General features: G+C 45.4%; 33 protein-coding genes and 1 other annotated feature. All 33 genes read left to right on the forward strand.

What is annotated here, in order from left to right; translation table 11 throughout:
* Positions 1-44: 44 nt before the first annotated feature.
* The 33 genes from rlmB to JOD82_RS26070 all read left to right on the forward strand — a co-directional run bounded on the left by rlmB (position 45) and on the right by JOD82_RS26070 (position 26,337).
* Positions 45-791 (forward strand): 23S rRNA (guanosine(2251)-2'-O)-methyltransferase RlmB, encoded by a 747-nt coding sequence (rlmB, locus tag JOD82_RS25910; RefSeq protein WP_209950198.1) that lies wholly within the window; start codon positions 45-47, stop codon positions 789-791.
* A 4-nt stretch (positions 792-795) separates the two neighbouring features.
* Positions 796-1,317, forward strand: coding sequence for an NYN domain-containing protein (locus JOD82_RS25915; RefSeq protein WP_007432599.1), 522 nt, complete (start codon positions 796-798; stop codon positions 1,315-1,317).
* A 162-nt stretch (positions 1,318-1,479) separates the two neighbouring features.
* Positions 1,480-2,124 (forward strand): RNA polymerase sporulation sigma factor SigH, encoded by a 645-nt coding sequence (sigH, locus tag JOD82_RS25920; protein WP_016324748.1) that lies wholly within the window; start codon positions 1,480-1,482, stop codon positions 2,122-2,124.
* Positions 2,125-2,459: 335 nt separating this feature from the next.
* The gene (rpmG, locus tag JOD82_RS25925) at positions 2,460-2,609 is read left to right on the forward strand and encodes a 50S ribosomal protein L33 (RefSeq protein WP_023990562.1); all 150 of its coding nucleotides are present in this window, start codon (positions 2,460-2,462) and stop codon (positions 2,607-2,609) included.
* A 20-nt stretch (positions 2,610-2,629) separates the two neighbouring features.
* Positions 2,630-2,821 carry a preprotein translocase subunit SecE gene (secE, locus tag JOD82_RS25930; RefSeq protein WP_013312170.1) on the forward strand — a complete coding sequence of 64 codons (192 nt, stop codon included), beginning with the start codon at positions 2,630-2,632 and terminating at the stop codon, positions 2,819-2,821.
* 22 nt (positions 2,822-2,843) lie between these two features.
* Entirely contained in the window at positions 2,844-3,377 is a 534-nt protein-coding gene (gene nusG, locus JOD82_RS25935) for a transcription termination/antitermination protein NusG (protein ID WP_007432596.1), read from the forward strand.
* 73 nt (positions 3,378-3,450) lie between these two features.
* Positions 3,451-3,876: a 50S ribosomal protein L11 gene (gene rplK, locus JOD82_RS25940; RefSeq protein ID WP_007432595.1), complete on the forward strand. Its 426-nt coding sequence runs from the start codon at positions 3,451-3,453 to the stop codon at positions 3,874-3,876.
* Positions 3,877-3,963: 87 nt separating this feature from the next.
* Complete coding sequence (rplA, locus tag JOD82_RS25945; RefSeq protein ID WP_209950199.1) at positions 3,964-4,656, forward strand: 50S ribosomal protein L1; 693 nt, start codon at positions 3,964-3,966, stop codon at positions 4,654-4,656.
* 68 nt (positions 4,657-4,724) lie between these two features.
* Positions 4,725-4,876 (forward strand) — a sequence feature (ribosomal protein L10 leader region).
* A 74-nt stretch (positions 4,877-4,950) separates the two neighbouring features.
* Positions 4,951-5,454, forward strand: a complete 504-nt coding sequence (gene rplJ / locus JOD82_RS25950) for a 50S ribosomal protein L10 (RefSeq protein ID WP_013312168.1) — start codon at positions 4,951-4,953, stop codon at positions 5,452-5,454.
* Positions 5,455-5,522: 68 nt separating this feature from the next.
* Positions 5,523-5,888 (forward strand): 50S ribosomal protein L7/L12, encoded by a 366-nt coding sequence (gene rplL, locus JOD82_RS25955; RefSeq protein WP_029514495.1) that lies wholly within the window; start codon positions 5,523-5,525, stop codon positions 5,886-5,888.
* Positions 5,889-6,036: 148 nt separating this feature from the next.
* Complete coding sequence (locus JOD82_RS25960; RefSeq protein ID WP_029514494.1) at positions 6,037-6,639, forward strand: class I SAM-dependent methyltransferase; 603 nt, start codon at positions 6,037-6,039, stop codon at positions 6,637-6,639.
* 355 nt (positions 6,640-6,994) lie between these two features.
* On the forward strand, positions 6,995-10,540 hold the full coding sequence (rpoB, locus tag JOD82_RS25965; protein ID WP_029514493.1) for a DNA-directed RNA polymerase subunit beta: 3,546 nt from the start codon (positions 6,995-6,997) through the stop codon (positions 10,538-10,540).
* Between the two features lie 140 nt (positions 10,541-10,680).
* Complete coding sequence (rpoC, locus tag JOD82_RS25970) at positions 10,681-14,295, forward strand: DNA-directed RNA polymerase subunit beta' (RefSeq protein ID WP_029514492.1); 3,615 nt, start codon at positions 10,681-10,683, stop codon at positions 14,293-14,295.
* A 218-nt stretch (positions 14,296-14,513) separates the two neighbouring features.
* Positions 14,514-14,765: a ribosomal L7Ae/L30e/S12e/Gadd45 family protein gene (locus tag JOD82_RS25975; RefSeq protein WP_007432588.1), complete on the forward strand. Its 252-nt coding sequence runs from the start codon at positions 14,514-14,516 to the stop codon at positions 14,763-14,765.
* Between the two features lie 144 nt (positions 14,766-14,909).
* A complete protein-coding gene (rpsL, locus tag JOD82_RS25980) occupies positions 14,910-15,332 on the forward strand; it encodes a 30S ribosomal protein S12 (RefSeq protein WP_007432587.1) in 423 nt (140 codons plus the stop codon).
* A 50-nt stretch (positions 15,333-15,382) separates the two neighbouring features.
* The gene (gene rpsG / locus JOD82_RS25985) at positions 15,383-15,853 is read left to right on the forward strand and encodes a 30S ribosomal protein S7 (protein ID WP_007432586.1); all 471 of its coding nucleotides are present in this window, start codon (positions 15,383-15,385) and stop codon (positions 15,851-15,853) included.
* A 47-nt stretch (positions 15,854-15,900) separates the two neighbouring features.
* Positions 15,901-17,979 (forward strand): elongation factor G, encoded by a 2,079-nt coding sequence (fusA, locus tag JOD82_RS25990; protein WP_029514491.1) that lies wholly within the window; start codon positions 15,901-15,903, stop codon positions 17,977-17,979.
* A 94-nt stretch (positions 17,980-18,073) separates the two neighbouring features.
* Positions 18,074-19,264, forward strand: a complete 1,191-nt coding sequence (gene tuf / locus JOD82_RS25995) for an elongation factor Tu (protein ID WP_023990558.1) — start codon at positions 18,074-18,076, stop codon at positions 19,262-19,264.
* A 338-nt stretch (positions 19,265-19,602) separates the two neighbouring features.
* Positions 19,603-19,911 carry a 30S ribosomal protein S10 gene (gene rpsJ / locus JOD82_RS26000; protein WP_005544556.1) on the forward strand — a complete coding sequence of 103 codons (309 nt, stop codon included), beginning with the start codon at positions 19,603-19,605 and terminating at the stop codon, positions 19,909-19,911.
* Between the two features lie 32 nt (positions 19,912-19,943).
* Entirely contained in the window at positions 19,944-20,567 is a 624-nt protein-coding gene (gene rplC, locus JOD82_RS26005) for a 50S ribosomal protein L3 (RefSeq protein ID WP_013312161.1), read from the forward strand.
* Between the two features lie 26 nt (positions 20,568-20,593).
* The gene (gene rplD / locus JOD82_RS26010; RefSeq protein ID WP_013312160.1) at positions 20,594-21,217 is read left to right on the forward strand and encodes a 50S ribosomal protein L4; all 624 of its coding nucleotides are present in this window, start codon (positions 20,594-20,596) and stop codon (positions 21,215-21,217) included.
* Positions 21,217-21,507 (forward strand): 50S ribosomal protein L23, encoded by a 291-nt coding sequence (gene rplW, locus JOD82_RS26015; RefSeq protein WP_013312159.1) that lies wholly within the window; start codon positions 21,217-21,219, stop codon positions 21,505-21,507. The genes rplD and rplW overlap by 1 nt, the downstream gene beginning before the upstream one ends.
* A 30-nt stretch (positions 21,508-21,537) precedes the next feature.
* Entirely contained in the window at positions 21,538-22,368 is an 831-nt protein-coding gene (rplB, locus tag JOD82_RS26020) for a 50S ribosomal protein L2 (protein WP_029514490.1), read from the forward strand.
* A gap of 72 nt (positions 22,369-22,440) precedes the next feature.
* The gene (rpsS, locus tag JOD82_RS26025; RefSeq protein ID WP_029514489.1) at positions 22,441-22,719 is read left to right on the forward strand and encodes a 30S ribosomal protein S19; all 279 of its coding nucleotides are present in this window, start codon (positions 22,441-22,443) and stop codon (positions 22,717-22,719) included.
* Between the two features lie 36 nt (positions 22,720-22,755).
* Positions 22,756-23,088: a 50S ribosomal protein L22 gene (gene rplV / locus JOD82_RS26030; RefSeq protein ID WP_013312157.1), complete on the forward strand. Its 333-nt coding sequence runs from the start codon at positions 22,756-22,758 to the stop codon at positions 23,086-23,088.
* Positions 23,089-23,101: 13 nt separating this feature from the next.
* Positions 23,102-23,767: a 30S ribosomal protein S3 gene (gene rpsC, locus JOD82_RS26035; protein WP_013312156.1), complete on the forward strand. Its 666-nt coding sequence runs from the start codon at positions 23,102-23,104 to the stop codon at positions 23,765-23,767.
* A gap of 2 nt (positions 23,768-23,769) precedes the next feature.
* On the forward strand, positions 23,770-24,204 hold the full coding sequence (gene rplP, locus JOD82_RS26040) for a 50S ribosomal protein L16 (protein ID WP_007432576.1): 435 nt from the start codon (positions 23,770-23,772) through the stop codon (positions 24,202-24,204).
* Positions 24,194-24,391, forward strand: coding sequence for a 50S ribosomal protein L29 (rpmC, locus tag JOD82_RS26045; RefSeq protein ID WP_007432575.1), 198 nt, complete (start codon positions 24,194-24,196; stop codon positions 24,389-24,391). Before rplP ends, rpmC begins: the two co-directional genes overlap by 11 nt.
* Before the next feature lie 50 nt (positions 24,392-24,441).
* The gene (rpsQ, locus tag JOD82_RS26050) at positions 24,442-24,705 is read left to right on the forward strand and encodes a 30S ribosomal protein S17 (protein WP_007432574.1); all 264 of its coding nucleotides are present in this window, start codon (positions 24,442-24,444) and stop codon (positions 24,703-24,705) included.
* Positions 24,706-24,739: 34 nt separating this feature from the next.
* Positions 24,740-25,108: a 50S ribosomal protein L14 gene (gene rplN, locus JOD82_RS26055; protein WP_007432573.1), complete on the forward strand. Its 369-nt coding sequence runs from the start codon at positions 24,740-24,742 to the stop codon at positions 25,106-25,108.
* Between the two features lie 36 nt (positions 25,109-25,144).
* Positions 25,145-25,498, forward strand: coding sequence for a 50S ribosomal protein L24 (gene rplX, locus JOD82_RS26060; protein ID WP_013312155.1), 354 nt, complete (start codon positions 25,145-25,147; stop codon positions 25,496-25,498).
* A gap of 31 nt (positions 25,499-25,529) precedes the next feature.
* The gene (gene rplE / locus JOD82_RS26065; protein WP_007432571.1) at positions 25,530-26,075 is read left to right on the forward strand and encodes a 50S ribosomal protein L5; all 546 of its coding nucleotides are present in this window, start codon (positions 25,530-25,532) and stop codon (positions 26,073-26,075) included.
* A gap of 76 nt (positions 26,076-26,151) precedes the next feature.
* On the forward strand, positions 26,152-26,337 hold the full coding sequence (locus JOD82_RS26070) for a type Z 30S ribosomal protein S14 (protein WP_010348808.1): 186 nt from the start codon (positions 26,152-26,154) through the stop codon (positions 26,335-26,337).
* Positions 26,338-26,339 lie beyond the last annotated feature (2 nt).

Below are 26,339 nucleotides of genomic sequence, written 5' to 3' on the forward strand. Positions count from 1 at the left end.
CTGGATGGAACAAGTATCAGCCGTTTCCCGGGAGGAAGCTAGAGATGGAAGAAGAATGGATTGCCGGTAAGCATTCGGTAACGGAGGCATTGCGTTCAGGCAGAACAATAAATAAAATTTGGATTGCGGATAATGCGCAAAAACATTTGACACTGCCGATTACAGCTGAGGCGAGAAAAGCAGGAATTATTGTTTTGCAGGTGGACAAGCGTAAGCTGGATCAAATGGTTCCGGGCATTCAACATCAGGGAGTGGTCGCGCAAGCTGCGCCTTTTGCCTATGTTGAAGTGGAAGAATTGCTCGCAACTGCTCGTGATAAGGGAGAAGAGCCGTTTTTGATTTTGCTGGATGAGATTGAAGACCCTCATAATTTGGGCTCCATCCTTCGTACAGCGGACTGTACTGGAGCGCATGGTGTTATTGTGCCGAAAAGGCGTTCTGCAGCTGTAACTGTAACGGTGTCCAAAACATCGGCAGGTGCTGTGGAGTACGTTCCGGTGGCGCGTGTAAACAATCTGGGACAAACCATTGATCGTCTTAAAGAAGAAGGTGTATGGGTAGTTGGCACGGATGTTACAGCGACAGACTCTGTCTTTGGGAATGGAGTATTCACTGGACCAGTAGCCATTGTCATTGGTAACGAAAATAAAGGTATGGGCCGTTTGATTCGTGAGAAATGCGATGTACTCGTCAAGCTGCCAATGGCGGGGCAAATTAATTCCCTTAATGCTTCTGTAGCTGCAGGTGTTGTCATGTACGAAGTATTGCGCGGACGACAGGCACGGGGCTAACGATATGGCTGACACGCGGGATGTTCTGCTTGTGGACGGTTACAACATGATTGGAGCCTGGCCCGAACTTTCCGCACTGGTACAATCTGGTATGCAGGAAGCGAGGGACAGACTTCTTGAACGACTGGCGGATCATCAGGCGTATTCCGGCAGAAGAGTCATCGTCGTATTTGATGCTTACAGGGTGCCAGGATTAGGTAAAACTTTTGCTCAGAGCAAAGTCCAGATTTATTTTACCAGAGAAAAAGAAACTGCTGATGAGTGCATCGAGCGATTGGTTCGGGAGCTGAGCAGTAAAAGAAGAAGTATTTACGTAGCGACAAGCGATCAGGTAGAGCAACATGTCGCATTTGGACAAGGTGCACTTAGGGTGTCGGCGCGAGAATTACTGATCGAGATTGAGGAATCCGAAAGGGAAGTGCAGAAGCGAATCCAGCAGGATAGTGCTAAATTGTCCCGTAACTCGCTAGATGCCAAACTGAGCCCGGAGCTTCGAAAGTTGTTTGAACGATGGAGAAGAGAATAAACCAATAATTGGACGCCACTCCATTTTGAAACCATTGACAATTTTGTTAGCGCTCTTCTTTTTTAGGTTGTTGTGGTTGACGGTATCAGGTTACATCGCGTATACTTGTCGTATATTTGAGAGAGTAACGGGTACCTTGCGTTGCAGCCGGAGGGATTGTTAGTGAGTGTGGACCTCAAGGATATCATGTTGTCAAAGTTTGATTACAAAAATGATGAAGACATTGTCGGAGCAGTCCATGAAGGTGATGGGGAAGCGCTGGAGTTTCTGATCAACAAATACCGGAACTTTGTGCGGGCCAAGGCCAGATCCTACTTCCTGATTGGTGCTGATCGCGAGGATATTATTCAGGAGGGCATGATTGGTCTCTACAAATCCATTCGTGATTTTAAGGGAGACAAGCTTGCTTCGTTCAAGGCTTTCGCCGAGTTGTGCATTACACGACAGATTATTACGGCAATTAAGACGGCTACACGACAAAAGCACATTCCTCTGAACTCTTACGTGTCTCTGGACAAGCCCATCTATGATGAAGAGTCAGACCGGACGTTGCTCGATGTGATTTGCGGAACACAAGTAAGTGACCCTGAAGAGCTGATCATCAATCAGGAAGAATTTGTGGGCCTTGAGGACAAGATGTCCGAGATTCTGAGCGAACTGGAACGCAAGGTACTTATGTTGTATCTGGACGGACGTTCGTATCAGGAGATTGCAGAGGATCTTGACCGCCATGTGAAATCCATTGATAACGCGCTGCAACGGGTCAAGCGTAAACTTGAAAAGTATCTGGAAGTAAGAGATAGTTGAAAGTAGAGGCTGACAGGGAAAAAGGCTCGAGTCCGAGTCTTTTTTTATTCGTTATAGGTAGGCTATGCAGGTTTATAAGTGTTACAAATGATTTATACTAAAAAAGACGAATAATAGATATCGCCTTGATTTTTGAAGCGGCTTTTCAGAGAACAGTTTAAAAGGATGCACAGATGTTAAAATGCACCACAGTCGGGACTGCGAATTGTATGCAAACATTCGTTGACATGGAAAACCCCGTGTGATAAAGTGTTTTAGGTAGGCCTAAATTCGCGGTTTTTTTTAGGATCAATTATGAGACTTCCGGTGTTGGATGTCTTCGGGAGGTGCACATCATGCGGGTAATTATTACTTTGGCTTGTACAACATGCAAACAAAGAAATTACACAACGACGAAAAACAAGCGTAATCACCCCGACCGCATGGAGATGAAGAAATTCTGTAAGTCCTGTAACGAACAGACTTCTCATCGGGAAACCAGATAGTTTTTGGAGGTGTAGTCGGCGTGAAACGCAGTTTCAAGTCTCTGTTTTCCTTTTTCTCTGAAAGCTGGGCTGAACTCAAGAAGGTTCGCTGGCCCAATCGTAAAGAACTGACCAACTATACGCTGATTGTCATAGGGACAATTGCGTTCGTCACGATTTATTTTTGGGTTCTCGACATCGGCATTTCCGCTGTGATCGAAGCGATTATCTAGGAAGGGTTCCAGGTGGCTTGATATGGAAAAAAGATGGTACGTCGTTCATACCTATTCAGGGTATGAGAACAAAGTCAAAGCCAATTTGGAAAAACGCGTTGAGTCCATGGGCATGGAAGACAAGATATTCCGTGTTCTTGTTCCTATGGAAGAAGAACTGGTAACCAAGGACGGTAAGAAAAAAACCGTTATGCGTAAAGTCTACCCTGGTTATGTCTTAGTCGAAATGGTCCAAACCGACGACTCTTGGTATGTTGTACGCAACACACCAGGTGTTACGGGATTTGTAGGGTCAACAGGCTCGGGTTCCAAACCGACGCCATTGCTTCCAGAAGAAGTTGAACAGATTCTGAAGCATATGGGCATGGTAGAGCCGAAACCGAAGATTGAATTCGATGTTAAGGAATCCGTGCGAATTAAAGTTGGTCCTTTTGCGAATTTTGTGGGCTCCGTGGAAGAAATTTTGGTTGAGAAGAGCAAGCTTAAAGTTCACGTCAACATGTTTGGACGGGAAACCCCGCTTGAGTTGGATTATACTCAAGTGGAGAAAATATAGATTTTTCTTACAGGTTTCTTGTGGGAGGATCGATAGGTCCGTCTACCACTATTGAGTCAAGGAGGTGTCATCCATGGCAAAAAAGGTAATTAAAATGGTAAAACTGCAGATTCCTGCAGGGAAAGCTAATCCAGCGCCTCCAGTAGGTCCAGCTTTGGGTCAAGCAGGTGTCAACATCATGGCATTCTGTAAAGAGTTCAATGCTCGTACTGCTGATCAAGCAGGCCTGATTATTCCGGTTGAAATTTCGGTATTTGAGGATCGTTCTTTTACGTTCATCACCAAAACTCCACCGGCTGCTGTTCTGTTGAAAGTTGCTGCTAAAATCGAAAAAGGTTCCGGTGAACCAAATAAAACGAAAGTTGCAACTGTAAATCGCGCTGCTGTTCGTCAAATTGCAGAGCAAAAAATGCCTGACCTTAACGCAGCTTCCGTAGAATCGGCAATGCGTATGGTTGAAGGTACTGCTCGCAGCATGGGTATCACCATCGTAGATTAATTTTATTAATCTACGTGTGCCGGCAGTTTGACTGTCCGGCAAGTGTGGGAGGAATATCCGCTAATACCACATAAGGAGGAAAACATTATGGCTAAACATGGTAAGAAGTACCTGGAAGCTGCTAAGCTGATTGACAGCGAAGCAACTTACGAGCCTTTAGAAGCCGTTGAACTGGTGAAAAAGGCTGCGACTGCTAAATTCGACGAAACCGTTGAAGCTGCAGTTCGTCTGGGCGTAGATTCCCGTAAACAAGACCAGGCTGTTCGTGGTGTTGTTGTCCTGCCGCATGGTACGGGTAAAACACAACGCGTTCTGGTATTTGCAAAAGGTGACAAAATGAAAGAAGCGGAAGCTGCTGGCGCTGATTTTGTTGGCGATCAAGATATGATCAACAAAATCCAACAAGGCTGGTTTGAATTCGACGTCTGCGTTGCGACACCTGATATGATGAGTGAGGTTGGTAAACTGGGTCGTTTGCTCGGTGGTAAAGGTTTGATGCCTAACCCTAAAGCAGGCACAGTTACTTTCGACGTTGCCAAGGCTGTTCAAGAAATTAAAGCCGGTAAAATCGAATACCGTCTCGACAAAGCCGGTCAAATTCATGCACCAATCGGCAAAGCTTCCTTCAGTGCTGAACAGCTGAACGAGAACCTTAAAGCCTTGGTTGAAGCCTTGAACCGTGCGAAGCCAGCGGCTGCTAAAGGTGTATACCTGAAAAACATCGCTATTTCTTCGACTATGGGACCAAGTGCACGTGTGAACGCATCTGTTTACAGATAATATTTTGATTGACATGTTCAATCAAAATTGTTATTCTATAAAAGTTGTGAGTCCTTGTGACTGACCATTAAAGTTGAATATGCTTACCGTAGACAGTAGGTGCCTTAGGGCTTAATTTCCTACCGAGGTGTTATGATAGAACGTTTCATGTGACGGGCTTGTCCCGTCCATGTAGATTTATCAAGCCTTCGTACTCTACGGAGGCTTTTTTCATGCTTATGAAAGCAAGCTTTGTGAGATCACCAGATCGGGTGCTTCGAACAAAGCGGATAAATTGATCAGGAGGTGTACAGTTTGGCAAATGCAAAGGTGATTCAAGCAAAACAAGAAGCTGTTGAAGTTGTAGCTGCGAAATTGCGTGAGAGCGTAACGACTGTGGTTGCAGACTATCGCGGTCTGAATGTTGCCCAAGTAACTGAGCTGCGTAAGCAGCTTCGCGAAGCCGGAATCGAATTTCAAGTGCTGAAAAACACACTGCTCCGCCGTGCAACTGCGGCAGCAGAATTGACTGAACTGGACGCAGTATTGACAGGTCCTACTGCAATCGCGTTCGGCAAAGATGATGCAGTGTCTGCAGCTAAAATCTTGAACGATTTCGCTAAGAAGAACAATGCACTGGAACTGAAAGGTGCAGTTGTAGAAGGTCGCGTTATCGGTGTTGAGGAAATCAAAGCACTGGCAGAACTGCCATCCCGCGAAGGTCTCCTTTCCATGCTCCTCAGCGTGCTTCAAGCTCCTGTGCGCAACTTCGCGCTTGCAGTTAAAGCTGTTGCAGAAAAAGAAGAGCAAAGCGCATAAGTTAGGGATTAAACCTGCTGTATAGCAGTTGAGAACAAAAAAATACGAATTTAAATGGAGGTTCAACCATGAGTAAAGAGCAAATCTTGGAAGCAATTAAAGGTATGTCCGTATTGGAACTGAACGATCTCGTGAAAGCAATCGAAGAAGAATTCGGCGTAACTGCAGCAGCTCCAGTAGCTGTAGCAGGTGGCGCAGCAGGTGGCGCAGCTGAAGCTGAGCAATCCGAGTTCGACGTAATCTTGACAAGCGCTGGCGGTTCCAAAATCAACGTTATCAAAGCAGTTCGCGAAATCACAGGTCTTGGCCTGAAAGAAGCAAAAGAACTGGTTGACAACGCTCCAAAACCACTGAAAGAAAAAATCGCTAAAGAAGAAGCTGAATCCATTAAAGCAAAATTGGAAGAAGCAGGCGCTTCTGTAGAAGTGAAATAATTGACTGCTTTCTAGCAGACAATGAACTAAAACAAACCCCTTGAGGTGATCTTCAAGGGGTTTGTTGCTGTAAAACGGTAGTGCCAGCATGTCTAAAAGGTAATTGTAAAGGCTATGATGGTAGTACAACCGAAAGAGGTGGGCATGAATGGCTGATCATTACTACTCCAAGCGGCCAGAGACGGCGCATGAAAGACGGAGCCTGGAAACAGTGCTGCGGGGGCGGTCATACCGTTTTGTCAGCGATTCAGGCGTTTTTTCGAAGCAGGGCATTGATTATGGGAGTCGCGTGCTGATTGAAGCGATGCAGCTTCCTGCACAAGCCTCGGTATTAGATGTAGGATGCGGTTACGGGCCGATTGGTTTGGCGGCAGCCGCGCTTGTCCCAGAAGGACACGTCACAATGGTTGATATTAATGAGCGAGCCGTTCAACTAGCGATAGAGAATGCGGAACGTAATGGGGTTAAGAATGTCACCGTTAAGCAAAGCGATTTGTTTGCGGAAGTGAAGAATGAACGTTTTGACGTAATTTTGACGAATCCTCCTATACGTGCAGGAAAAGAAACAGTGCATACCATTTTTGAACTTGCTTATGAGCATTTAAATGAGGGTGGAACTTTGTGGGTAGTCATTCAGAAAAAGCAGGGGGCCCCTTCGGCGAGTGCTAAGATAGAGAGTCTTTTCGGTCATGTGGAGGAAGTTACAAAGGATAAAGGCTATCGAATTTTGAAGGCCAAAAAAAGTTTTTAAGAAAATGCAATAGGACCATTGACTTGAATCCTGGTCTGTGATATCATTATAAAATGTCAGTATTAGGATGCCCTCCATGGCTTTAGTTTGTTGAAATGTCAATAGATTTATGCGTAGTAGGTATAGTATTTATCGCTATTACGTATAATACAACCATTTTGGGCAAATCTACAAGTGATGAAGATCTTCCGGTAAGAGGATTCTGCAGATACGTTGCTCTTTTTTCGAATGCATTCGAGTAAGGGCTTTTCTGTATTTGTAAGATTGAATCTTCTGTATGTGTCTTATTATAAGGTCACAAACAGAGGTTCGCAATGTATTTTTAAAGTGAGTAGACATGAGGGGTGAGTTTAAGTTGGCAGGACATCTTGTTCAATATGGTCGACGCACTCGGCGCAGTTATGCACGTATTAATGAGGTACTCGAGGTTCCGAACCTGATTGAGATCCAACAAAAATCCTATGATTGGTTTTTGGAGGAAGGATTACGGGAAATGTTTCGGGATATTTCACCAATTCAAGATTTCACTGGAAATCTGATTTTGGAGTTTATCGACTATTCTCTCGGAGAACCCAAATATACCGTTGACGACGCAAAGGAACGCGACGTTACGTATGCAGCACCGCTTCGGGTAAAAGTCCGGCTTATTAATAAAGAGACCGGGGAAGTGAAAGAGCAGGAAGTATTCATGGGAGACTTCCCGCTGATGACTGAAACGGGTACGTTTATTATTAACGGTGCGGAACGGGTTATTGTCAGCCAGTTGGTTCGCTCTCCCAGCGTCTATTTCAGCACAAAAGTCGACAAGAATGCGAAAACAACATACACCGCAACGGTAATTCCTAACCGGGGGGCTTGGCTCGAACTGGAGATGGATGCGAAGGATATTATCTATGTCCGGATTGACCGTACCCGTAAAATTCCGGTTACGGTGTTGCTGCGTGCACTTGGCTTTGGCACTGATGCTGAGATTCTGGATTTGCTCGGCAATGACGAATATATCCGCAACACACTTGATAAAGACAATACGGATTCCACGGAGAAAGCGCTGATTGAAATTTATGAGCGTCTTCGCCCGGGTGAGCCACCTACACTGGATAACGCAAAGAGCTTGCTTGTTGCACGCTTCTTTGATCCAAAACGTTATGATCTGGCCAACGTAGGCCGTTACAAAATCAATAAAAAGCTTCACATCAAAAACCGTCTGTTCAATCAACGTCTTGCTGAGACATTGATTGATACAACAACTGGTGAAATTATCGCTGAAGCAGGACAAATGGTGGATCGTCGCCTGTTGGACGAGATTTTGGCCCAACTGGAGGAATCAGTAGGACACCGCACGTATCATGTTGCTAGCGGCGTGCTGGAAAGCAATGATATTCCACTTCAAACGATTGATGTATTCTCGCCAATTGAGGACGGTAAAGTAGTAAAACTGATTGCTAACGGAAATATTGATAAATCGGTTAAGAATATTACGCCTGCCGATATTATTTCCTCCATCAGTTATTTTATTAACTTGCTTCACGGTATCGGAAGTACGGACGATATTGACCATTTGGGTAACCGTCGTTTACGTTCTGTAGGTGAGTTGCTCCAAAACCAGTTCCGTATCGGTTTATCCCGTATGGAACGCGTGGTGCGTGAAAGAATGTCGATTCAGGATGCTAATGTAATTACGCCACAAGCGTTGATTAACATACGTCCAGTAATTGCTTCGATTAAAGAGTTTTTTGGTAGCTCGCAGCTGTCACAGTTTATGGATCAGACAAACCCGCTTGCTGAATTAACGCACAAACGTCGTCTGTCCGCACTCGGACCCGGCGGTTTGACGCGTGAACGCGCAGGCATGGAAGTGCGTGACGTCCATCCAAGTCACTACGGCCGTATGTGTCCTATCGAGACACCAGAGGGACCAAACATTGGTTTGATCAACTCTTTGTCCACATTTGCACGTATCAACGAGTACGGATTTATCGAAGCTCCTTATCGTTGGGTAGATCCGAAAACCGGAAAAGTTACAGACCAGATTGATTACCTGACTGCTGATGAAGAAGATAACTACATCGTAGCTCAGGCGAACGCGGAATTGACGGAGGAAAACACCTTTAAGGATGAGGTCGTCATTGTCCGTTATAACAAACAGTCTGATAACATTATTCCAATGGCTAGTAGCCGTGTCGATTACATGGACGTATCACCTAAACAGGTCGTATCAGTTGCGACAGCACTGATTCCGTTTCTGGAGAATGATGACTCTAACCGCGCATTGATGGGTTCCAACATGCAACGTCAGGCTGTCCCACTTTTGATTCCAAAGTCTCCATTGGTCGGAACAGGAATGGAGCACAAGTCTGCAAAAGATTCTGGTGTTTGCATTGTATCCAAATACAACGGAGTTATCGAACGCTCTTCGGCTAACGAAATTTGGTTGCGTCGTATCGAAACTGTAGATGGTGCTGAAGTGAAGGGCGACATTGTTAAGTATAAATTACACAAATTCATGCGATCTAACCAAGGAACTTGCATTAACCAACGTCCGATTGTGAACAGAGGAGATATTGTCAAAGTTGGCGATATTCTTGCGGATGGTCCATCTACAGAGATGGGTGAGTTGGCGTTGGGACGTAACGTTGTCGTTGCCTTCATGACTTGGGAAGGTTACAACTACGAGGATGCGATCCTGCTGAGTGAGAAACTGGTCAAGGAGGATGTATACACCTCGATCCATATTGAGGAATACGAATCCGAGGCTCGTGACACGAAACTTGGACCTGAAGAAATCACTCGTGACATTCCAAATGTCGGTGAAGAGGCGCTTCGCAACTTGGATGAGCGTGGAATCATTCGTATTGGTGCCGAAATCGGTGCAGGTGACATTCTTGTTGGTAAAGTTACACCTAAAGGTGTGACTGAATTGACAGCTGAAGAACGTCTCTTACACGCAATCTTTGGTGAGAAGGCACGCGAGGTTCGCGATACTTCTTTGAGAGTTCCTCACGGAACAGATGGGATTGTTGTAGATGTAAAGGTGTTTACACGTGAAAATGGCGATGAACTGCCACCAGGTGTAAATCAGTTGGTTCGTGTATATATTGCTCAAAAACGTAAAATCTCCGAAGGCGATAAAATGGCTGGACGTCACGGCAACAAGGGTGTCGTTGCCCGTATTTTGCCTGAAGAAGATATGCCGTTCCTGCCGGATGGCACACCAGTACAGGTCGTTCTGAACCCGCTGGGGGTACCTTCACGGATGAACATCGGACAGGTGCTTGAAGTCCATCTGGGTATGGCTGCAATGCGTCTTGGTATTCATGTGGCAACTCCAGTATTCGATGGTGCCAAGGAGTATGACGTGTTCGATACAATGGAAGAGGCAGGCATGCAGCGTAATGGTAAGACTGTGTTGTATGACGGACGTACGGGTGATCGTTTTGAACGTGAAGTTACTGTCGGTGTCATGCACATGATCAAACTGGCGCACATGGTCGATGATAAAATCCATGCTCGTTCTACAGGTCCTTACTCTCTCGTTACGCAGCAACCATTGGGTGGTAAAGCTCAATTCGGTGGACAGCGCTTCGGGGAGATGGAAGTATGGGCATTGGAAGCCTACGGCGCGGCGTACACGCTTCAGGAAATTTTGACTGTGAAATCCGATGATGTGGTTGGACGTGTTAAAACTTACGAATCCATTGTCAAAGGTGAAAATGTACCTGAACCGGGTGTTCCAGAATCATTTAAGGTCTTGATCAAAGAGCTGCAAAGCTTGGGTATGGACGTGAAGATTCTGTCTGAAGACGAACAAGAGATCGAAATGAGAGAGCTTGATGATGAGGATGACACAAGCGGCGATAAGCTGAGTTTGAATCTGGAAGGCTCTGAGGTTGGCGTAGAGTAGTTTGACTGCTAACTGACTCATATCAGCTTTGTTATATACCTTGATCCATTCTAGGATGGATCAGGTTTCTTGATACCGCCCGGTGCTGCTGGGCGGTATCAAACCTAAAAACTCAGGATTTGGTTAAGGAGGGTTGCTCCTTGTTGGACGTTAACAATTTCGAATATATGAAAATCGGGCTTGCTTCCCCCGAAAAGATTCGTTCTTGGTCCCGCGGAGAAGTCAAAAAACCGGAGACGATTAACTATCGTACGCTTAAACCGGAAAAAGAAGGACTATTTTGCGAGAAAATTTTCGGACCTACGAAAGACTGGGAATGTCATTGCGGTAAGTACAAACGTGTACGCTATAAAGGTGTTGTCTGTGACCGTTGTGGAGTAGAAGTTACTCGCGCTAAGGTTCGCCGTGAGCGTATGGGCCATATTGAGTTGGCTGCTCCTGTATCGCACATTTGGTACTTCAAAGGCATTCCAAGTCGTATGGGTCTTGCTCTTGATATGTCTCCAAGATCTCTGGAAGAGATCATTTACTTCGCATCTTATGTTGTAACCGATCCAGGAGATACGCCTTTGGAGAAAAAACAACTCCTGTCCGAAAAAGAATACCGTAGCTACCGTGAGAAATACGGCTATGGCTTCCAGGCAGGTATGGGTGCTGAAGCGGTTAAAAAGCTTCTTCAAGATTTGGATATAGACAAAGAGTTAGAATTTTTGAAAGAAGAGCTGCGTACAGCTCAAGGACAACGTCGTAACCGTGCGATCAAACGCCTTGAAGTTATTGAGGCCTTCCGTAACTCAGGCAACCAACCGGATTGGATGATCATGGACGTACTTCCTGTTATTCCTCCTGAGCTTCGTCCAATGGTACAGTTGGATGGTGGTCGTTTCGCTACCTCTGACCTTAACGACTTGTATCGTCGTGTTATTAACCGTAATAACCGTCTGAAACGTCTGTTAGATCTAGGTGCGCCAGATATTATCGTACAAAATGAAAAACGGATGTTGCAGGAAGCTGTTGACGCTTTGATTGATAATGGTCGTCGTGGTCGTCCTGTTACAGGTCCAGGTAACCGTCCTTTGAAATCCCTCAGCCACATGCTGAAAGGTAAACAAGGACGTTTCCGTCAAAACTTGCTCGGAAAACGTGTTGACTACTCTGGTCGTTCCGTTATCGTTGTAGGTCCGTACTTGAAAATGTATCAATGCGGTTTGCCAAAAGAAATGGCGTTGGAACTGTTCAAACCTTTTGTTATGAAAGAACTGGTGAACAAAGGTTTGGCGCACAATATCAAGAGCGCGAAACGTAAAGTAGAGCGTGTGAGTGCAGAAGTATGGGATGTGCTGGAAGAAGTAATCAAGGAGCATCCGGTTCTTCTGAACCGTGCCCCTACGTTGCATAGACTCGGTATCCAGGCGTTCGAACCGATTTTGGTTGAAGGTCGTGCGATTCGTCTGCATCCGCTCGTATGTACTGCATATAATGCCGACTTTGACGGTGACCAAATGGCTGTTCACGTTCCGTTGTCTGCGGAAGCCCAAGCTGAAGCTCGTTTGCTTATGCTAGCATCCGGCAACATTTTGAATCCGAAAGACGGCAAGCCAGTTGTTACACCTTCCCAGGATATGGTTCTTGGTTCTTTCTATCTGACTATGGATAACAAAGAAGAAGAAGGAAGTAATATGATCCTTCGCAACATGAATGAAGCTATATCGGCTTACCAACGTGGTACAGCTGGACTTCATGCTCGTGTAGCTATTCCGGTTAAAGCTTTGAATAAAACGAGCTTTACGGAAAAACAACAGGAAGCGATGTTGATCACAACGGTTGGTAAAATTATCTTTAATGAAATTTTCCCGGCAAGCTTCCCGTACATCAATGATGCTACCCGTGCGAACCTGCTTTATGGTACTGCGGAGGAGTTCTTTGTTTACGAGAAGGGTGTAAATCTTACAGAAGCCATTCAAAACGCTCCGCAAGCTAGCGGGGTAGGCAAGGATTACCTTGGTAATATCATTGCCCGTTGTTTTGAGACTTACCATACAACAGAAACAGCTGTAATTCTGGATAAAATCAAGCAGCTTGGCTTTACGTATTCCACTCGTGCAGGGGTAACGGTTGCTGTATCGGACGTAATCGTGCCGGTGGAAAAACAAGAGATTCTTAAGGGATCCGAAGACAAAGCGCAAGTTGTAACGAATCAGTACCGTCGTGGTCTGATTACGAATGAAGAACGCTATGACCGGATTATCGATATTTGGTCTAAAGCGAAAGATGATATTACTGAAGTATTGATGAAGTCCATGGATCGCTACAACTCCATCATGATGATGGTGGACTCCAAAGCGCGGGGTAACAAATCACAGATTACTCAGCTCGGCGGTATGCGTGGTCTGATGGCGAATCCATCCGGACGTATTATCGAACTCCCAATCAAATCAAACTTCCGTGAAGGTCTGACAGTACTCGAGTACTTCATCTCCACTCACGGAGCGCGTAAAGGTTTGGCGGATACTGCCCTTCGTACGGCTGACTCGGGTTACCTGACTCGTCGTCTCGTAGATGTCGCACAGGATGTTATCGTGCGTGAAGAAGACTGCGGAACGGATAAAGGCTTCACAGTAAGTCGTATCCAGGATGGTAAAGAAGTAATTGAAGATCTCTATGACCGTCTGGAAGGTCGCTATTGCTTTGAAACGGTACGTCATCCTGAGACTGGCGAGATTTTGGCTAGACGTAACGAATTGATTGACTCCGACAAAGCTGAAGCGATTGTTAAAGCTGGCGTACACAAAGTTCAAATACGTTCTGTATTAAGTTGCCGTGCTAAACATGGCGTCTGCAAGAAATGTTACGGTCGCAATCTGGCGACTGGTAAACACGTTGAGATTGGTGAAGCAGTTGGTATCATCGCTGCACAATCCATCGGTGAGCCGGGAACACAGCTTACTATGCGTACGTTCCACACAGGCGGCGTAGCGGGTGACGATATTACACAAGGTTTGCCTCGTATCCAGGAGCTTTTTGAAGCGCGTAATCCTAAAGGTCAGGCAACGATTAGTGAAATTGACGGTACAGTTAAAGAAGTTCGTGAAGGTAAAGACCGCCGTGAGATCGACATTCAGGGTGAAGCTGAAACGAAAACATACTCAGTAACGTATGGTTCCCGCCTGCGCGTAAGCGAAGGTATGACTGTTGAAGCTGGGGACGAACTGACGGATGGTTCAATTGATCCTAAAGAAATGCTGCGTATTAAAGGTATTCGCGGGGTACAGAACTATATCCTTCAGGAAGTTCAACGCGTATACCGGAACCAGGGCGTAGAAATCAACGACAAGCACGTAGAAGTTATGATTCGTCAAATGTTGCGTAAAATCCGTATCATTGATGCGGGCGACACAATCTTACTTCCAGGCTCCTTTGTTGATGTCCATGAGTATGAAAATGCGAACAAGATAGCGATTCTCAGCGGCCAAGAACCAGCGGTAGCTAAGCCAGTACTGCTCGGTATTACCAAGGCATCTCTGGAAACTGACTCCTTCTTGTCAGCAGCATCCTTCCAGGAAACTACTCGTGTCCTGACTGATGCAGCTATTAAAGGCAAGGTTGATCAGCTGCTTGGACTGAAAGAGAACGTAATTATTGGTAAATTGATTCCTGCGGGAACAGGCATGAACCGTTACCGTAGCGTGAAATTTGCCCAGCCGGAAGAGGGGCAGTCTCCATCTGAGGAGCTCGAACCAATTTCGGCAGAGTAATACAAAAATAGTATGATTACCGGAACACCGCTGACATAAGCTTTGTATAAAAGCTGCAGTAGACGGTGCTCCGGTGCTTTTTTCAAAAATGAATCGTGTTATTCTGTTTAAATGAATTATGGTTTATATTTGTCTTGACATTACTTATAGTCAATGCTAATATAGCAAAGGTGCGTGAGCAGCCTATATGCTATTGGGTCTTTTCGGAGGAATGAGATATGTCTAAAGAACAGGGACTGCAAGATGCTCATGTCAAAATCGGTACCAAACAAACCATTCGTATGGTAGAATTGGGCTTTGCCTCAGAAGTATATGTGGCAGAAGACGCAGATCAGCGTCTCACTTCCAACATCATTGCTTTGTGCAACAAGCAAGGAGTCAAAGTGACTCTCGTAGACACAATGAAAAATCTCGGAGCTGCATGTGGGATTGAAGTGGGAGCCGCAATGGCTGCTATCGTAAAACAATAGGGTAAGGAACGTTTTTGTCTAAGGAATCGTTATTCTTGGCGGCAAAGACTTTTCATTTGTTCTTTTATGAACCGCCTGGGTCTGTGGGCTTAGATAAGGTTTGTAAAGTAACAGCAAAAATTGAGGAAGGGGGTGGCAACCAACATGCCAACTATTAACCAACTGGTTCGTAAAGGACGTCAAGCCAAAATCGAGAAATCGAAATCACCGGCTTTGCAAAAAGGTTTTAATGCCTTGAAACGTGAAGCTACCGACATCAGTGCCCCGCAAAAACGCGGAGTGTGCACTCGTGTAGGTACTATGACTCCGAAAAAACCAAACTCCGCACTTCGTAAATATGCTCGTGTTCGCTTGACGAACCGTGTAGAGGTGACTGCTTACATTCCAGGTATTGGACATAACCTTCAAGAACACAGCGTAGTGCTGATTCGCGGCGGTCGTGTAAAAGACCTTCCGGGTGTGCGTTACCATATCGTTCGCGGTGCTTTGGATACTGCAGGCGTAAACAACCGCATGCAAGCTCGTTCCAAATACGGCGCAAAACGCCCTAAAGCTAAAAAATCCTAATGAATATAAACCGCGTATGTCGGTTTAACATGTAAGAAAGGGGGATATCCATGCCACGCAAAGGTCCAGTTACCAAAAGAGACGTGTTGCCAGATCCGGTATACAACAGCAAGTTGGTTACCCGCTTGATCAATCGCATCATGCTCGACGGAAAACGAGGCGTTGCTCAAAGCATTCTGTACAATGCGTTCAAGCTTATCCAAGAACGTACGGGGAATGACCCGATGGAAGTTTTTGAAGCAGCTATCAAGAATATCATGCCAGTCCTGGAAGTTAAAGCACGCCGTGTCGGCGGTGCCAACTACCAAGTACCAATCGAGGTAAAACCAGAAAGACGTACGTCCCTGGGATTACGTTGGCTCGTAAACTACTCCCGCAACCGCGGTGAGAAAACCATGGAAGAGCGTTTGGCGGCTGAAATTATCGATGCTTCCAACAACACAGGCGCTTCCGTGAAAAAACGTGAAGACACGCACAAAATGGCTGAAGCGAACAAAGCGTTTGCTCACTATCGTTGGTAGGATTCAGCTCAAAAAAATAACTTCAATTTTGAAGGGAGACCCATTTCATGGCAAGAGAGTTCTCCTTGAAAAATACACGTAATATCGGGATCATGGCTCATATTGACGCGGGTAAAACCACAACAACAGAGCGGATCTTGTTCTACACAGGCCGTACGCACAAAATCGGTGAAGTTCACGAAGGCGCTGCGACAATGGACTGGATGGAACAAGAACAAGAGCGCGGAATCACGATTACTTCCGCTGCGACGACCGCTGCCTGGAAAGGTCATCGCGTCAATATCATCGACACCCCGGGGCACGTTGACTTCACTGTTGAAGTTGAACGTTCCCTTCGTGTATTGGACGGAGCAGTTGGTGTTTTCAGTGCGAAAGAAGGCGTTGAGCCTCAGTCCGAAACCGTATGGAGACAGGCTGATCGCTACGGCGTTCCACGGATCGCATATGTAAACAAAATGGATATCATTGGTGCCGACTTCCTGAATGTTGTCTCTGACATGCGTGATCGCCTTCAAGCGAACGCAGTTGCGATTCAATTGCCAATCGGCGCAGAAAATGATTTTACTGGTATTATCGATATCGTTGAACAAAAAGCTCATATGTACAAAGATGATCTTGGTCAAGATATCGAAGAAGTAGAAGTTCCTGCGGAATTCAAAGATCAAGTTGAAGAACTTCGTAATGAATTGATCGAGAAGGTTGCTGAACTGGACGAAGAATTGACAATGAAATACCTGGAAGGCGAAGAAATTTCGGTTGCCGAAATTAAAGCCGCTCTCCGTAAAGGTGTTGTAGAAGTTAAAATCTTCCCAGTTATCTGTGGATCTTCTTACCGCAATAAAGGTGTTCAGCTGATGTTGGATGCTGTTCTCGACTATCTGCCGGCTCCTATTGATGTGCCAAGTATTCAAGGGCATTTGGAAGACGGTACGGAAGTTGAACGTCACTCTTCCGATGAAGAGCCATTCTCCGCATTGGCATTCAAAATCATGACGGATCCTTACGTTGGTAAGTTGACATTCTTCCGCGTATACTCCGGTGTTCTTCAATCCGGTTCTTACGTATTGAATGCAACAAAAGGTAAACGCGAACGTATCGGACGTATTCTTCAAATGCATGCGAACAGTCGTCAAGAAATCACTGTAGTTTACTCTGGTGATATTGCGGCTGCCGTAGGTTTGAAAGATACAGGTACAGGTGATACACTGTGTGATGAGAAGAGTCCTGTTATTCTCGAGTCCATGAACTTCCCTGATCCGGTTATCGAAATCGCGGTTGAGCCTAAAACCAAAGCTGACCAAGATAAAATGTCTGTAGCTCTCGGTAAGTTGACTGAAGAGGATCCGACTCTTCGCGCTCATACTAACGAAGAAACAGGTCAAACCATCTTGGCGGGTATGGGTGAGCTTCACTTGGACATCATCATTGACCGTATGCGTCGTGAGTTCAAGGTAGAAACAAATGTGGGTAAACCACAGGTTGCTTACCGTGAAACGTTCCGTGCTCCAGCACGTGTCGAAGGTAAATTCGTTCGTCAGTCCGGTGGTCGTGGTCAATATGGTCACGTATGGGTTGAGTTCGAACCGCTTGAGCCAGGTACTGGTAGTCAATTCGAAAGTAAGGTAGTCGGCGGCTCTGTTCCTAGAGAGTACATCGCTCCTGCTCTTGCTGGTATTGAGGAACAAATGAAAAACGGCGTTATCGCAGGCTTCCCGCTTGTGGACGTTAAAGCTACAATCGTGGACGGATCATACCATGATGTCGATTCCAATGAAATGGCATTTAAAATTGCCGGATCAATGGCGCTGAAAGCAGCGAAAGACAAATGTAAACCAGTATTGCTCGAGCCGATTATGAAAGTTGAAGTAACGGTTCCTGAGGAATATATGGGTGACGTAATGGGTATGTTGAACTCCCGTCGTGGTCGGATTGAAGGTATGGATTCCCGCAGTGGAGCTCAAATCATTCGTGCGAAGGTGCCTTTGTCCGAAATGTTCGGATACTCGACTACACTTCGCTCCGGTACACAAGGACGCGGTGTGTTCTCCATGGAACTTTCTCATTATGAAGAAGTTCCGAAGAGCATTGCTGAAGAGATCGTTGCCAAAACCAAAGGCGGCGAGTAATACAATGTATCAGCTGACCGGTATGCTCTGGGTTTTACCAAAAGGGCATCCGGCAGCCTAAAATAATACAAGTTATTGAGGAGGAATTGTTCAAATGGCAAAGGCTAAGTTTGAGCGTAACAAACCGCACGTTAATATCGGTACTATTGGTCACGTCGATCATGGTAAAACTACTTTGACTGCTGCAATCACAACTGTATTGTCCAAAACTTACGGTGGTGCTGCTGTAGCATTCGATCAAATCGATAAAGCTCCAGAAGAGCGCGAACGCGGTATCACAATCTCCACTGCACACGTGGAGTATGAAACACCTAACCGTCACTATGCACACGTTGACTGCCCAGGTCACGCCGACTATGTTAAAAACATGATCACTGGCGCTGCACAAATGGACGGAGCGATTCTGGTTGTATCCGCAGCTGACGGCCCAATGCCGCAAACTCGCGAGCACATCCTGTTGTCCCGCCAAGTTGGTGTTCCTTATATCGTTGTATTCTTGAACAAATGCGACATGGTTGAAGACGAAGAGTTGCTGGAATTGGTTGAAATGGAAGTTCGCGACTTGCTGAGCGAGTATGACTTCCCAGGCGACGACACTCCAATCACTCGTGGTTCCGCTCGTGAAGCACTGCAAAACCCAGATGGCGACTGGGCTAAGAAAATCGTTGAAATGTTCGAAACAATCGACACTTACATCCCAACTCCAGAACGCGACACTGACAAGCCTTTCCTTATGCCTGTCGAGGACGTATTCTCCATCACTGGTCGTGGTACAGTTGCTACAGGCCGTGTAGAGCGTGGTACAGTTAAAGTGGGCGACGAAATCGAAATCATCGGTATTCAAGAAGAATCCCGTAAATCCGTAGTAACAGGCGTAGAAATGTTCCGTAAATTGCTTGATTCCGCTCAAGCTGGTGACAACATCGGCGCACTGCTTCGTGGTGTAGATCGTGCACAAATCGAGCGCGGCCAAGTATTGGCTAAACCAGGTTCTGTTAACCCACATACAGAATTTTCTGCTCAAATCTACGTTTTGACTAAAGAAGAAGGCGGACGTCACAAACCTTTCTTCACTGGTTACCGTCCACAGTTCTACTTCCGTACAACTGACGTAACTGGAATCATTACTTTGCCAGAAGGTTCCGAAATGGTAATGCCTGGTGATAACATCACGGTTACTGTTCAACTGATCAACCCGATCGCTATCGAAGAAGGAACTAAGTTCTCTATTCGTGAAGGCGGACGTACAGTTGGCGCTGGTGCCGTAGCAACAATCTCCAAATAAGAAGGCTTTTGCCTTTAAATAGAGCAACAGTGTACTGGAACGAGTAACGTTGTATTGGAACGAAGCTTAACGAGCCCCTGCCCTGGTGCGGGGGCTTTTCTCTTGAAAAAATCGCGAGCTGCGAGCACAATTGTATCTTTTGAAAATAAGATGCATTGTTTTTTCGTTTTTGCTTGCAATAGGCAGAACTATTCGATATAATAACTAATGTTGTTTGTGACTGTGCGATGATGTGAGAGGTTACTGACACACCCGGCCCCTTTGCCATGGGAGGGCTGTCGGAAAATTTTCACGGAGTATGTCCGATACCAAATTGGGCGATAGAAGGAGGGACTAAAATGGCAAAGCAAAAAATTCGTATCCGTTTGAAAGCTTACGATCATAGAATTCTTGATCAATCCGCTGAGAAAATTGTTGAAACAGCAAAACGTTCGGGCGCAGGTGTATCCGGGCCAATTCCGCTGCCAACTGAAAAACAAATCATTACTATTCTCCGTGCGGTACACAAGTACAAGGATTCCCGGGAGCAGTTCGAAATGCGCACACACAAGCGTTTGATCGACATTGTTAACCCGACTCCACAAACTGTGGATGCCTTGATGCGCTTGGACCTGCCGTCCGGTGTAGATATCGAAATTAAATTGTAATATGTAATTAGGAAAAGAAATGAGGTGTCAACATGAAAGGTATCTTAGGAAAAAAACTCGGAATGACTCAAGTGTTTACCCCTGAAGGTAACGTACTTGCTGTTACGGTTATCGAAGCAGGTCCTTGTGTTGTTCTGCAAAAGAAAGATCTGGAAAACGATGGATACGAAGCTATCCAACTCGGTTTCTCTGATAAAAAAGAAAAAAGATCCAACAAACCTGAAGCAGGACATGCGAAAAAAGCAAATACTGCACCTAAGCGCTACGTTCGTGAACTTCGTGGCATCGACCTTGCTGCGTACGAGGTTGGCCAAGAACTGAAGGCTGATGTCTTCACAGAAGGCGAGTTCGTTGACGTAACAGGTATTTCTAAAGGTAAAGGTTTTGCCGGCGTTATCAAACGTTGGGGACAAAGCCGCGGACCAATGGCACACGGCTCGCGTTACCACAGAGGTCCAGGTTCTATGGGTTCCATTCAAGCTAACCGCGTTCCTAAAGGTAAACACCTGCCAGGACACATGGGGCATGAAACGGTAACTATCCAACGTCTTGAAGTTGTTAAGATCGATACAGAACGTAATGTGTTGCTCGTGAAAGGTTCCATTCCAGGACCTAAAAATAGCTTCGTTAAAGTATTAGAAACGGTGAAAAAATAAACAACTGAAGAAAGGAGGAACACGAAATGCCAAAAGTAGCACTATTTAATATTAGCGGCAGCCAAGTTGGTGAAATTGAATTGAACGACGCAGTGTTCGGTATCGAGCCGAATAAGCACGTTCTTCATGACGCTGTTGTTATGCAATTGGCTTCCCTGCGTCAAGGTACTCACAAAGTAAAAGGACGTTCTGAAGTACGTGGTGGCGGACGTAAACCTTGGAAACAAAAAGGTACTGGCCGCGCTCGTCAAGGTTCGATCCGTGCACCGCAATGGGTTGGTGGCGGTACTGTATTTGGACCGACTCCACGCAGCTATGCATACAAATTGCCTAAGAAAGTTCGTCGTCTGGCGATCAAATCGGCGTTGTCATCCAAAGTGATTGAGAATGAAATTATCGTATTGGACGCTCTTACACTGAACGGACCTAAAACGAAAGAATTCGCAGCCATTTTGAATAACCTTAAAGCTGATCGTAAAGCATTGATCGTAGCTCCTAGCTATGATGATAATGTAGCACTGTCCGCTCGTAATATTCCTGGTGTGAAGTTTGTAGCCGCAGATGGCATTAATGTTCTTGATGTGCTCGGACACGACAAACTGATCATTACGAAGGAAGCAGTTCAGAAGGTAGAGGAGGTGCTCGCGTAATGAAGGATCCTCGTGATATTATCAAACGTCCGGTTATCACCGAACGTACGGCTGGTATGATGAATGACTTGAAATACGTTTTCGAGGTTGACATTCGTTCTAACAAAGTCGAAGTTAAAAAAGCAATCGAAGCCATTTTTAACGTGAAAGTAAGTAACGTAAACACGCTTCGTGTTCCTGCAAAACCAAAACGCTACGGACGTCATTCCGGCTATACGAGCGAGTGGAAGAAAGCGTTCGTAACGCTGAGCAAAGACAGTAAGCCGCTTGAGTTTTTTGAAACGGTATAATTGAAACTGTAAAGTAAGGAGGGAAACTCAGTGCCAATTAAAAAGTATAAACCAACGTCCCCGGCCAGACGTGCTATGTCTGTATCTACTTTCGAGGAGATTACAACTAATCAGCCCGAGAAATCGTTGCTGGCACCTCTGAGCAAGCAAGCTGGACGCAATAACCAAGGTAAAATTACGGTTCGTCATCATGGCGGCGGACACAAACGTAAGTACCGTATTATTGACTTCAAACGTAACAAAGATGGAATACCGGGCCGCGTTGCTACGATCGAATATGATCCAAACCGTACGTCCAACATCGCACTTATCCACTATGTGGATGGTGAAAAACGTTACATCATCGCTCCTAAAGGTCTGAAAGTAGGAGACGAAGTGGTATCCGGTGCAGGTTCCGATATTAAAATCGGTAACTCTTTGCCATTGGAAAACATTCCAGTAGGTACGGTTATCCACAACATCGAATTGAAACCGGGTAAAGGTGGCCAACTCGTTCGTGCCGCTGGTACGGAAGCCCAACTTCTTGGTAAAGAAGAAAAGTATGTTACAATTCGTTTGACTTCTGGTGAAGTTCGCCGCATTCTGAAAGTTTGCCGCGCGACAATCGGTTCTGTAGGTAACGAAGACCATGAACTGGTGAAAATCGGTAAAGCTGGTCGTAGTCGCTGGTTGGGACAACGTCCTGAAGTTCGCGGTGTTGTAATGAACCCTAACGATCACCCACACGGTGGTGGTGAAGGTCGCGCTCCAATCGGACGTAAATCTCCAATGTCTCCATGGGGTAAACCAACCCTTGGTTACAAGACACGTAAAAAAGGTAAAGCATCTGATAAGTACATCGTTCGTCGTCGTACTAAGTAATAAAACGTGCGCATAAGTCGCACGTTAACATATTAAGGAACGACTACGTTTTAACGAAGGGAGGATTCATAAATGGGTCGCAGTCTCAAAAAAGGACCATTCATTGATGGTTACCTGTTGAAAAAAGTAGAGGTTTTGAACGAGTCGGAGAAAAAAGTGGTAATCAAAACTTGGTCCCGTCGCTCTACGATTTTCCCGCAATTTATCGGACATACGTTTGGTGTATACGATGGCCGTAAACACGTGCCAGTATACGTAACGGAAGATATGGTCGGACACAAATTGGGCGAATTTGCTCCAACACGTACGTACAAAGGCCATACGGATGACGATAAGAAAACAAGAAGATAATCAACACAGCGTAGTGTTTGAGAGGAGGTAAACTCAATGGAAGCAAAAGCACATGCTAAATCCGTACGGATTTCTGCTCGCAAAGTGAAACTTGTTATCGATTTGATTCGCGGTAAGCAGGTTGGTGAGGCGATTGCAATTCTTCGTCACACTCCAAAGTCCGCTTCTCCAGTCGTTGAGAAATTGTTGAATTCTGCGATTGCAAATGCAGATCACAACTACTCTTTGGACGTAAATAAATTGGTAGTATCTCAGGTTTTTGTAAACCAAGGTCCTACAATGAAACGATTCCGCCCGCGTGCAATGGGTCGTGCAAGCCGTATTAACAAACGCACCAGTCATATTACTCTGGTGGTATCTGAAAAATAAGGAGGGAAAACGTGTGGGCCAAAAGGTAAATCCCGTCGGACTCCGAATCGGTATTATCCGTGATTGGGAATCCAAATGGTATGCAGGCAAAGATTTCGGTGATCTTTTGCTGGAAGACGTTAGAATTCGTGAACATCTGAAAAAAAGATTGAAAGACTCCGCTGTATCCCGTGTTGAAATCGAGAGAGCAGCTAACCGTGTCAATGTAACGATTCACACTGCGAAACCAGGCATGGTTATCGGTAAGGGTGGTTCCGAAGTTGAAAATCTGCGTAATGAAATTACTAAAATCGCAGGCGGTAAAAAGGTGCACATCAATATTTCTGAAATTAAAAATCCTGAACTGGACGCAATCTTGGTTGCTGAAAGCATTGCACAACAATTGGAACGTCGTGTTTCTTTCCGTCGTGCTTTGAAACAAGCGATTCAAAGAACTATGCGTTCCGGAGCAAAAGGAATTAAAACTCAAGTAGGCGGACGTCTTGGCGGTGCCGAAATCGCTCGTTCCGAAGGGTACAGCGAAGGAACTGTTCCACTGCATACGCTTCGTGCCGACATTGACTATGGTACAGCGGAAGCTCATACTACTTACGGCCGTCTTGGCGTAAAAGTATGGATCTATCGTGGAGAGGTTCTTCCTCCAGCTAAGAAACAAGCTCCTCAGGAAGGAGGCAACTAATCATGTTGGTACCAAAACGCGTAAAACATCGTAAACAACAACGTGGTCATATGAAGGGTCGTGCAAAAGGCGGTACTACACTGAACTTTGGTGAGTACGGTTTGCAAGCTACTGAACCTGCATGGATTACTAACCGTCAAATCGAAGCTGCTCGTATTGCGATGACTCGTTACATCAAACGTGGTGGTAAGGTTTGGATTAAAATTTTCCCTGATAAACCAATTACTCAGAAGCCTCTTGAGGTTCGTATGGGTAGTGGTAAAGGTAACGTAGAAAAATGGGTTGCAGTAGTGAAACCAGGCAAGATTATGTTTGAACTTGCTGGTGTTCCGGAAGAGATTGCTCGTGAAGCAATGCGTCTTGCCGCTCACAAACTGCCAATCAAAACTAAGTTTGTGAAACGTGAAGAATTGGGTGGTGAAGCAAATGAAGGCTAGTGAATTCCGCAACCTAACCACTGCTGAAATCGAACAAAAGATCTCCGGTTTTAAAGAAGAACTTTTTAACCTTCGTTTTCAACTCGCTACCGGTCAGCTTGATAACCCGACTCGGATCGGCGCTGTGCGTAAGGAAATTGCTCGTGCTAAAACTGTGATCCGTGAAAGAGAACTTGGGATTAGCTAAGATATCAGACCGGGTGGAAAATCCGCCTGTAATTAGGAAGGAGGCCAACAATGAGCGAACGTAATGCCCGTAAAGTATTAGTCGGTAAAGTAGTCAGCGACAAAATGGATAAAACGATTGTGATTGCTGTAGAAACTTACAAAAAACATGATCTCTACCATAAACGCATTAAAGTAACTAAGAAATTCAAAGCTCATGATGAAAACAACACTGCACAAATCGGTGATACTGTTAAAATCATGGAAACTCGCCCTTTGTCCAAAGACAAAAACTGGAGACTGGTCGAAATCGTTGAAAAAGCTGTTATAATCTAATGTAGTGTAGTTTTTCCGAAAGGAGGATAAATAAATGATTCAACCATTTACACGTTTGACTGTAGCTGACAATTCCGGCGCGAAGGAACTGATGTGTATCCGTGTGCTCGGTGGTACGGGACGTCGTACAGCTCAAATTGGTGACCTGATCGTTTGTTCCGTAAAACAAGCAACACCAGGCGGCGTTGTCAAAAAGGGTGATGTAGTAAGAGCGGTTGTTGTTCGTACTAAACGTTCTATCCGCCGTAAAGACGGTTCCTACATCGGATTTGACGAGAACGCAGCAGTGGTCGTTAAAGAAGACAAGAGCCCACGTGGTACTCGTATTTTCGGACCAGTTGCTCGCGAACTTCGTGACAAGGACTTCATGAAAATCGTTTCCTTGGCTCCGGAAGTGATCTAAACTCACCTTAAAATGTGCCCGTAGGAGGTGTACGAAATGCCAAAAGTGAAAAAAGTTCTGGAATCCCATAACAACAAGCTGCACGTCAAAAAAGACGACACTGTTCTGGTGATTACAGGTAAAGATAAAGGTAAAAAAGGTCGCGTTATCGCTGCTTACCCTCGTCAAAACCGTGTGCTTGTGGAAGGTGTTAACATGATTAAAAAACACCAAAAGCCTAATCAGCTGAATCCACAAGGCGGCATCATCGAGAAAGAAGCTCCGATTCACGTTTCCAACGTTATGCACATTGATCCGAAGAGCGGAAAAGTAACCCGTGTTGGTTACAAAGTTTTGGACAACGGAAAAAAAGTGCGCATTGCAAAACGTTCTGGCGAAGTGATCGACTAATTATTTTTTAAAGAAAGGAGGTATATGATTCATGGCTACAACAAGAATGAAAGAACGTTTCTTGAAAGAAATCACTCCTGCTTTGATGCAGAAGTTCAACTATACAACAGTGATGCAAGTGCCTAAAATCGAGAAAGTTGTAATCAACATGGGTGTTGGCGACGCAGTCCAAAACTCCAAAGTGCTTGATTCAGCTCTCAACGACATGCAGCTGATCGCTGGTCAAAAGCCAGTAATCACTCGCGCGAAAAAATCTATCGCAGGTTTTAAATTGCGTGAAAACATGCCAATCGGTGTAAAGGTAACACTTCGTGGCGAGCGTATGTATTATTTCTTGGACAAATTGTTCAACATTACTCTTCCTCGCGTACGTGACTTCCATGGTGTATCGACAAAAGCTTTCGACGGACGTGGTAACTACACGCTTGGTCTGAAAGAACAGTTGATCTTCCCGGAAATCGAGTATGATCAAGTTGATAAAGTTCGTGGTATGGACATCGTTATCGTAACGACTGCCAAAACTGACGAAGAGTCCCGTGAGCTTCTGACTCAGCTGGGCATGCCTTTCGCAAAATAATGTTGGCATAACGTTTCGGGCGTCTGATTTTAAAGACACCCTGTTCTCCGAAACTATTTAGGAGGTGTCAGGCTAAGTGGCAAAAACTTCGATGAAAGTCAAACAACAACGCGCACCAAAGTTTAAAGTTCGTGCTTACACTCGTTGCGAGCGTTGTGGTCGTCCACATTCGGTACTGCAAAAGTTTAAGATCTGCAGAATTTGCTTCCGTGAATTAGCTTATAAAGGCCAGATTCCTGGCGTGAAAAAAGCAAGCTGGTAAAA

Origin of the sequence: Paenibacillus sp. 1182 (assembly GCF_017833915.1) — a bacterium.
Classification (GTDB): Bacteria; Bacillota; Bacilli; order Paenibacillales; family Paenibacillaceae; genus Paenibacillus; species Paenibacillus polymyxa_D.

What these genes read in the sequence shown, in the direction of transcription:
- rplA (WP_209950199.1), top strand. Translation starts at nt 3,964, where the DNA reads ATGGCTAAACATGGTAAGAAGTACCTGGAAGCTGCTAAGCTGATTGAC.
- fusA (WP_029514491.1), top strand. Translation starts at nt 15,901, where the DNA reads ATGGCAAGAGAGTTCTCCTTGAAAAATACACGTAATATCGGGATCATG.
- rlmB (WP_209950198.1), top strand. Translation starts at nt 45, where the DNA reads ATGGAAGAAGAATGGATTGCCGGTAAGCATTCGGTAACGGAGGCATTG.
- rpsG (WP_007432586.1), top strand. Translation starts at nt 15,383, where the DNA reads ATGCCACGCAAAGGTCCAGTTACCAAAAGAGACGTGTTGCCAGATCCG.
- JOD82_RS25975 (WP_007432588.1), top strand. Translation starts at nt 14,514, where the DNA reads ATGTCTAAAGAACAGGGACTGCAAGATGCTCATGTCAAAATCGGTACC.
- rplN (WP_007432573.1), top strand. Translation starts at nt 24,740, where the DNA reads ATGATTCAACCATTTACACGTTTGACTGTAGCTGACAATTCCGGCGCG.
- rpsS (WP_029514489.1), top strand. Translation starts at nt 22,441, where the DNA reads ATGGGTCGCAGTCTCAAAAAAGGACCATTCATTGATGGTTACCTGTTG.
- rplX (WP_013312155.1), top strand. Translation starts at nt 25,145, where the DNA reads ATGCCAAAAGTGAAAAAAGTTCTGGAATCCCATAACAACAAGCTGCAC.
- rplE (WP_007432571.1), top strand. Translation starts at nt 25,530, where the DNA reads ATGGCTACAACAAGAATGAAAGAACGTTTCTTGAAAGAAATCACTCCT.
- rpsL (WP_007432587.1), top strand. Translation starts at nt 14,910, where the DNA reads ATGCCAACTATTAACCAACTGGTTCGTAAAGGACGTCAAGCCAAAATC.
- rpmG (WP_023990562.1), top strand. Translation starts at nt 2,460, where the DNA reads ATGCGGGTAATTATTACTTTGGCTTGTACAACATGCAAACAAAGAAAT.
- rplC (WP_013312161.1), top strand. Translation starts at nt 19,944, where the DNA reads ATGAAAGGTATCTTAGGAAAAAAACTCGGAATGACTCAAGTGTTTACC.
- rplK (WP_007432595.1), top strand. Translation starts at nt 3,451, where the DNA reads ATGGCAAAAAAGGTAATTAAAATGGTAAAACTGCAGATTCCTGCAGGG.
- rpmC (WP_007432575.1), top strand. Translation starts at nt 24,194, where the DNA reads ATGAAGGCTAGTGAATTCCGCAACCTAACCACTGCTGAAATCGAACAA.
- rplW (WP_013312159.1), top strand. Translation starts at nt 21,217, where the DNA reads ATGAAGGATCCTCGTGATATTATCAAACGTCCGGTTATCACCGAACGT.
- tuf (WP_023990558.1), top strand. Translation starts at nt 18,074, where the DNA reads ATGGCAAAGGCTAAGTTTGAGCGTAACAAACCGCACGTTAATATCGGT.
- rpsQ (WP_007432574.1), top strand. Translation starts at nt 24,442, where the DNA reads ATGAGCGAACGTAATGCCCGTAAAGTATTAGTCGGTAAAGTAGTCAGC.
- rpsJ (WP_005544556.1), top strand. Translation starts at nt 19,603, where the DNA reads ATGGCAAAGCAAAAAATTCGTATCCGTTTGAAAGCTTACGATCATAGA.
- JOD82_RS25960 (WP_029514494.1), top strand. Translation starts at nt 6,037, where the DNA reads ATGGCTGATCATTACTACTCCAAGCGGCCAGAGACGGCGCATGAAAGA.
- rplV (WP_013312157.1), top strand. Translation starts at nt 22,756, where the DNA reads ATGGAAGCAAAAGCACATGCTAAATCCGTACGGATTTCTGCTCGCAAA.
- nusG (WP_007432596.1), top strand. Translation starts at nt 2,844, where the DNA reads ATGGAAAAAAGATGGTACGTCGTTCATACCTATTCAGGGTATGAGAAC.
- rplD (WP_013312160.1), top strand. Translation starts at nt 20,594, where the DNA reads ATGCCAAAAGTAGCACTATTTAATATTAGCGGCAGCCAAGTTGGTGAA.
- rplL (WP_029514495.1), top strand. Translation starts at nt 5,523, where the DNA reads ATGAGTAAAGAGCAAATCTTGGAAGCAATTAAAGGTATGTCCGTATTG.
- JOD82_RS25915 (WP_007432599.1), top strand. Translation starts at nt 796, where the DNA reads ATGGCTGACACGCGGGATGTTCTGCTTGTGGACGGTTACAACATGATT.
- rplP (WP_007432576.1), top strand. Translation starts at nt 23,770, where the DNA reads ATGTTGGTACCAAAACGCGTAAAACATCGTAAACAACAACGTGGTCAT.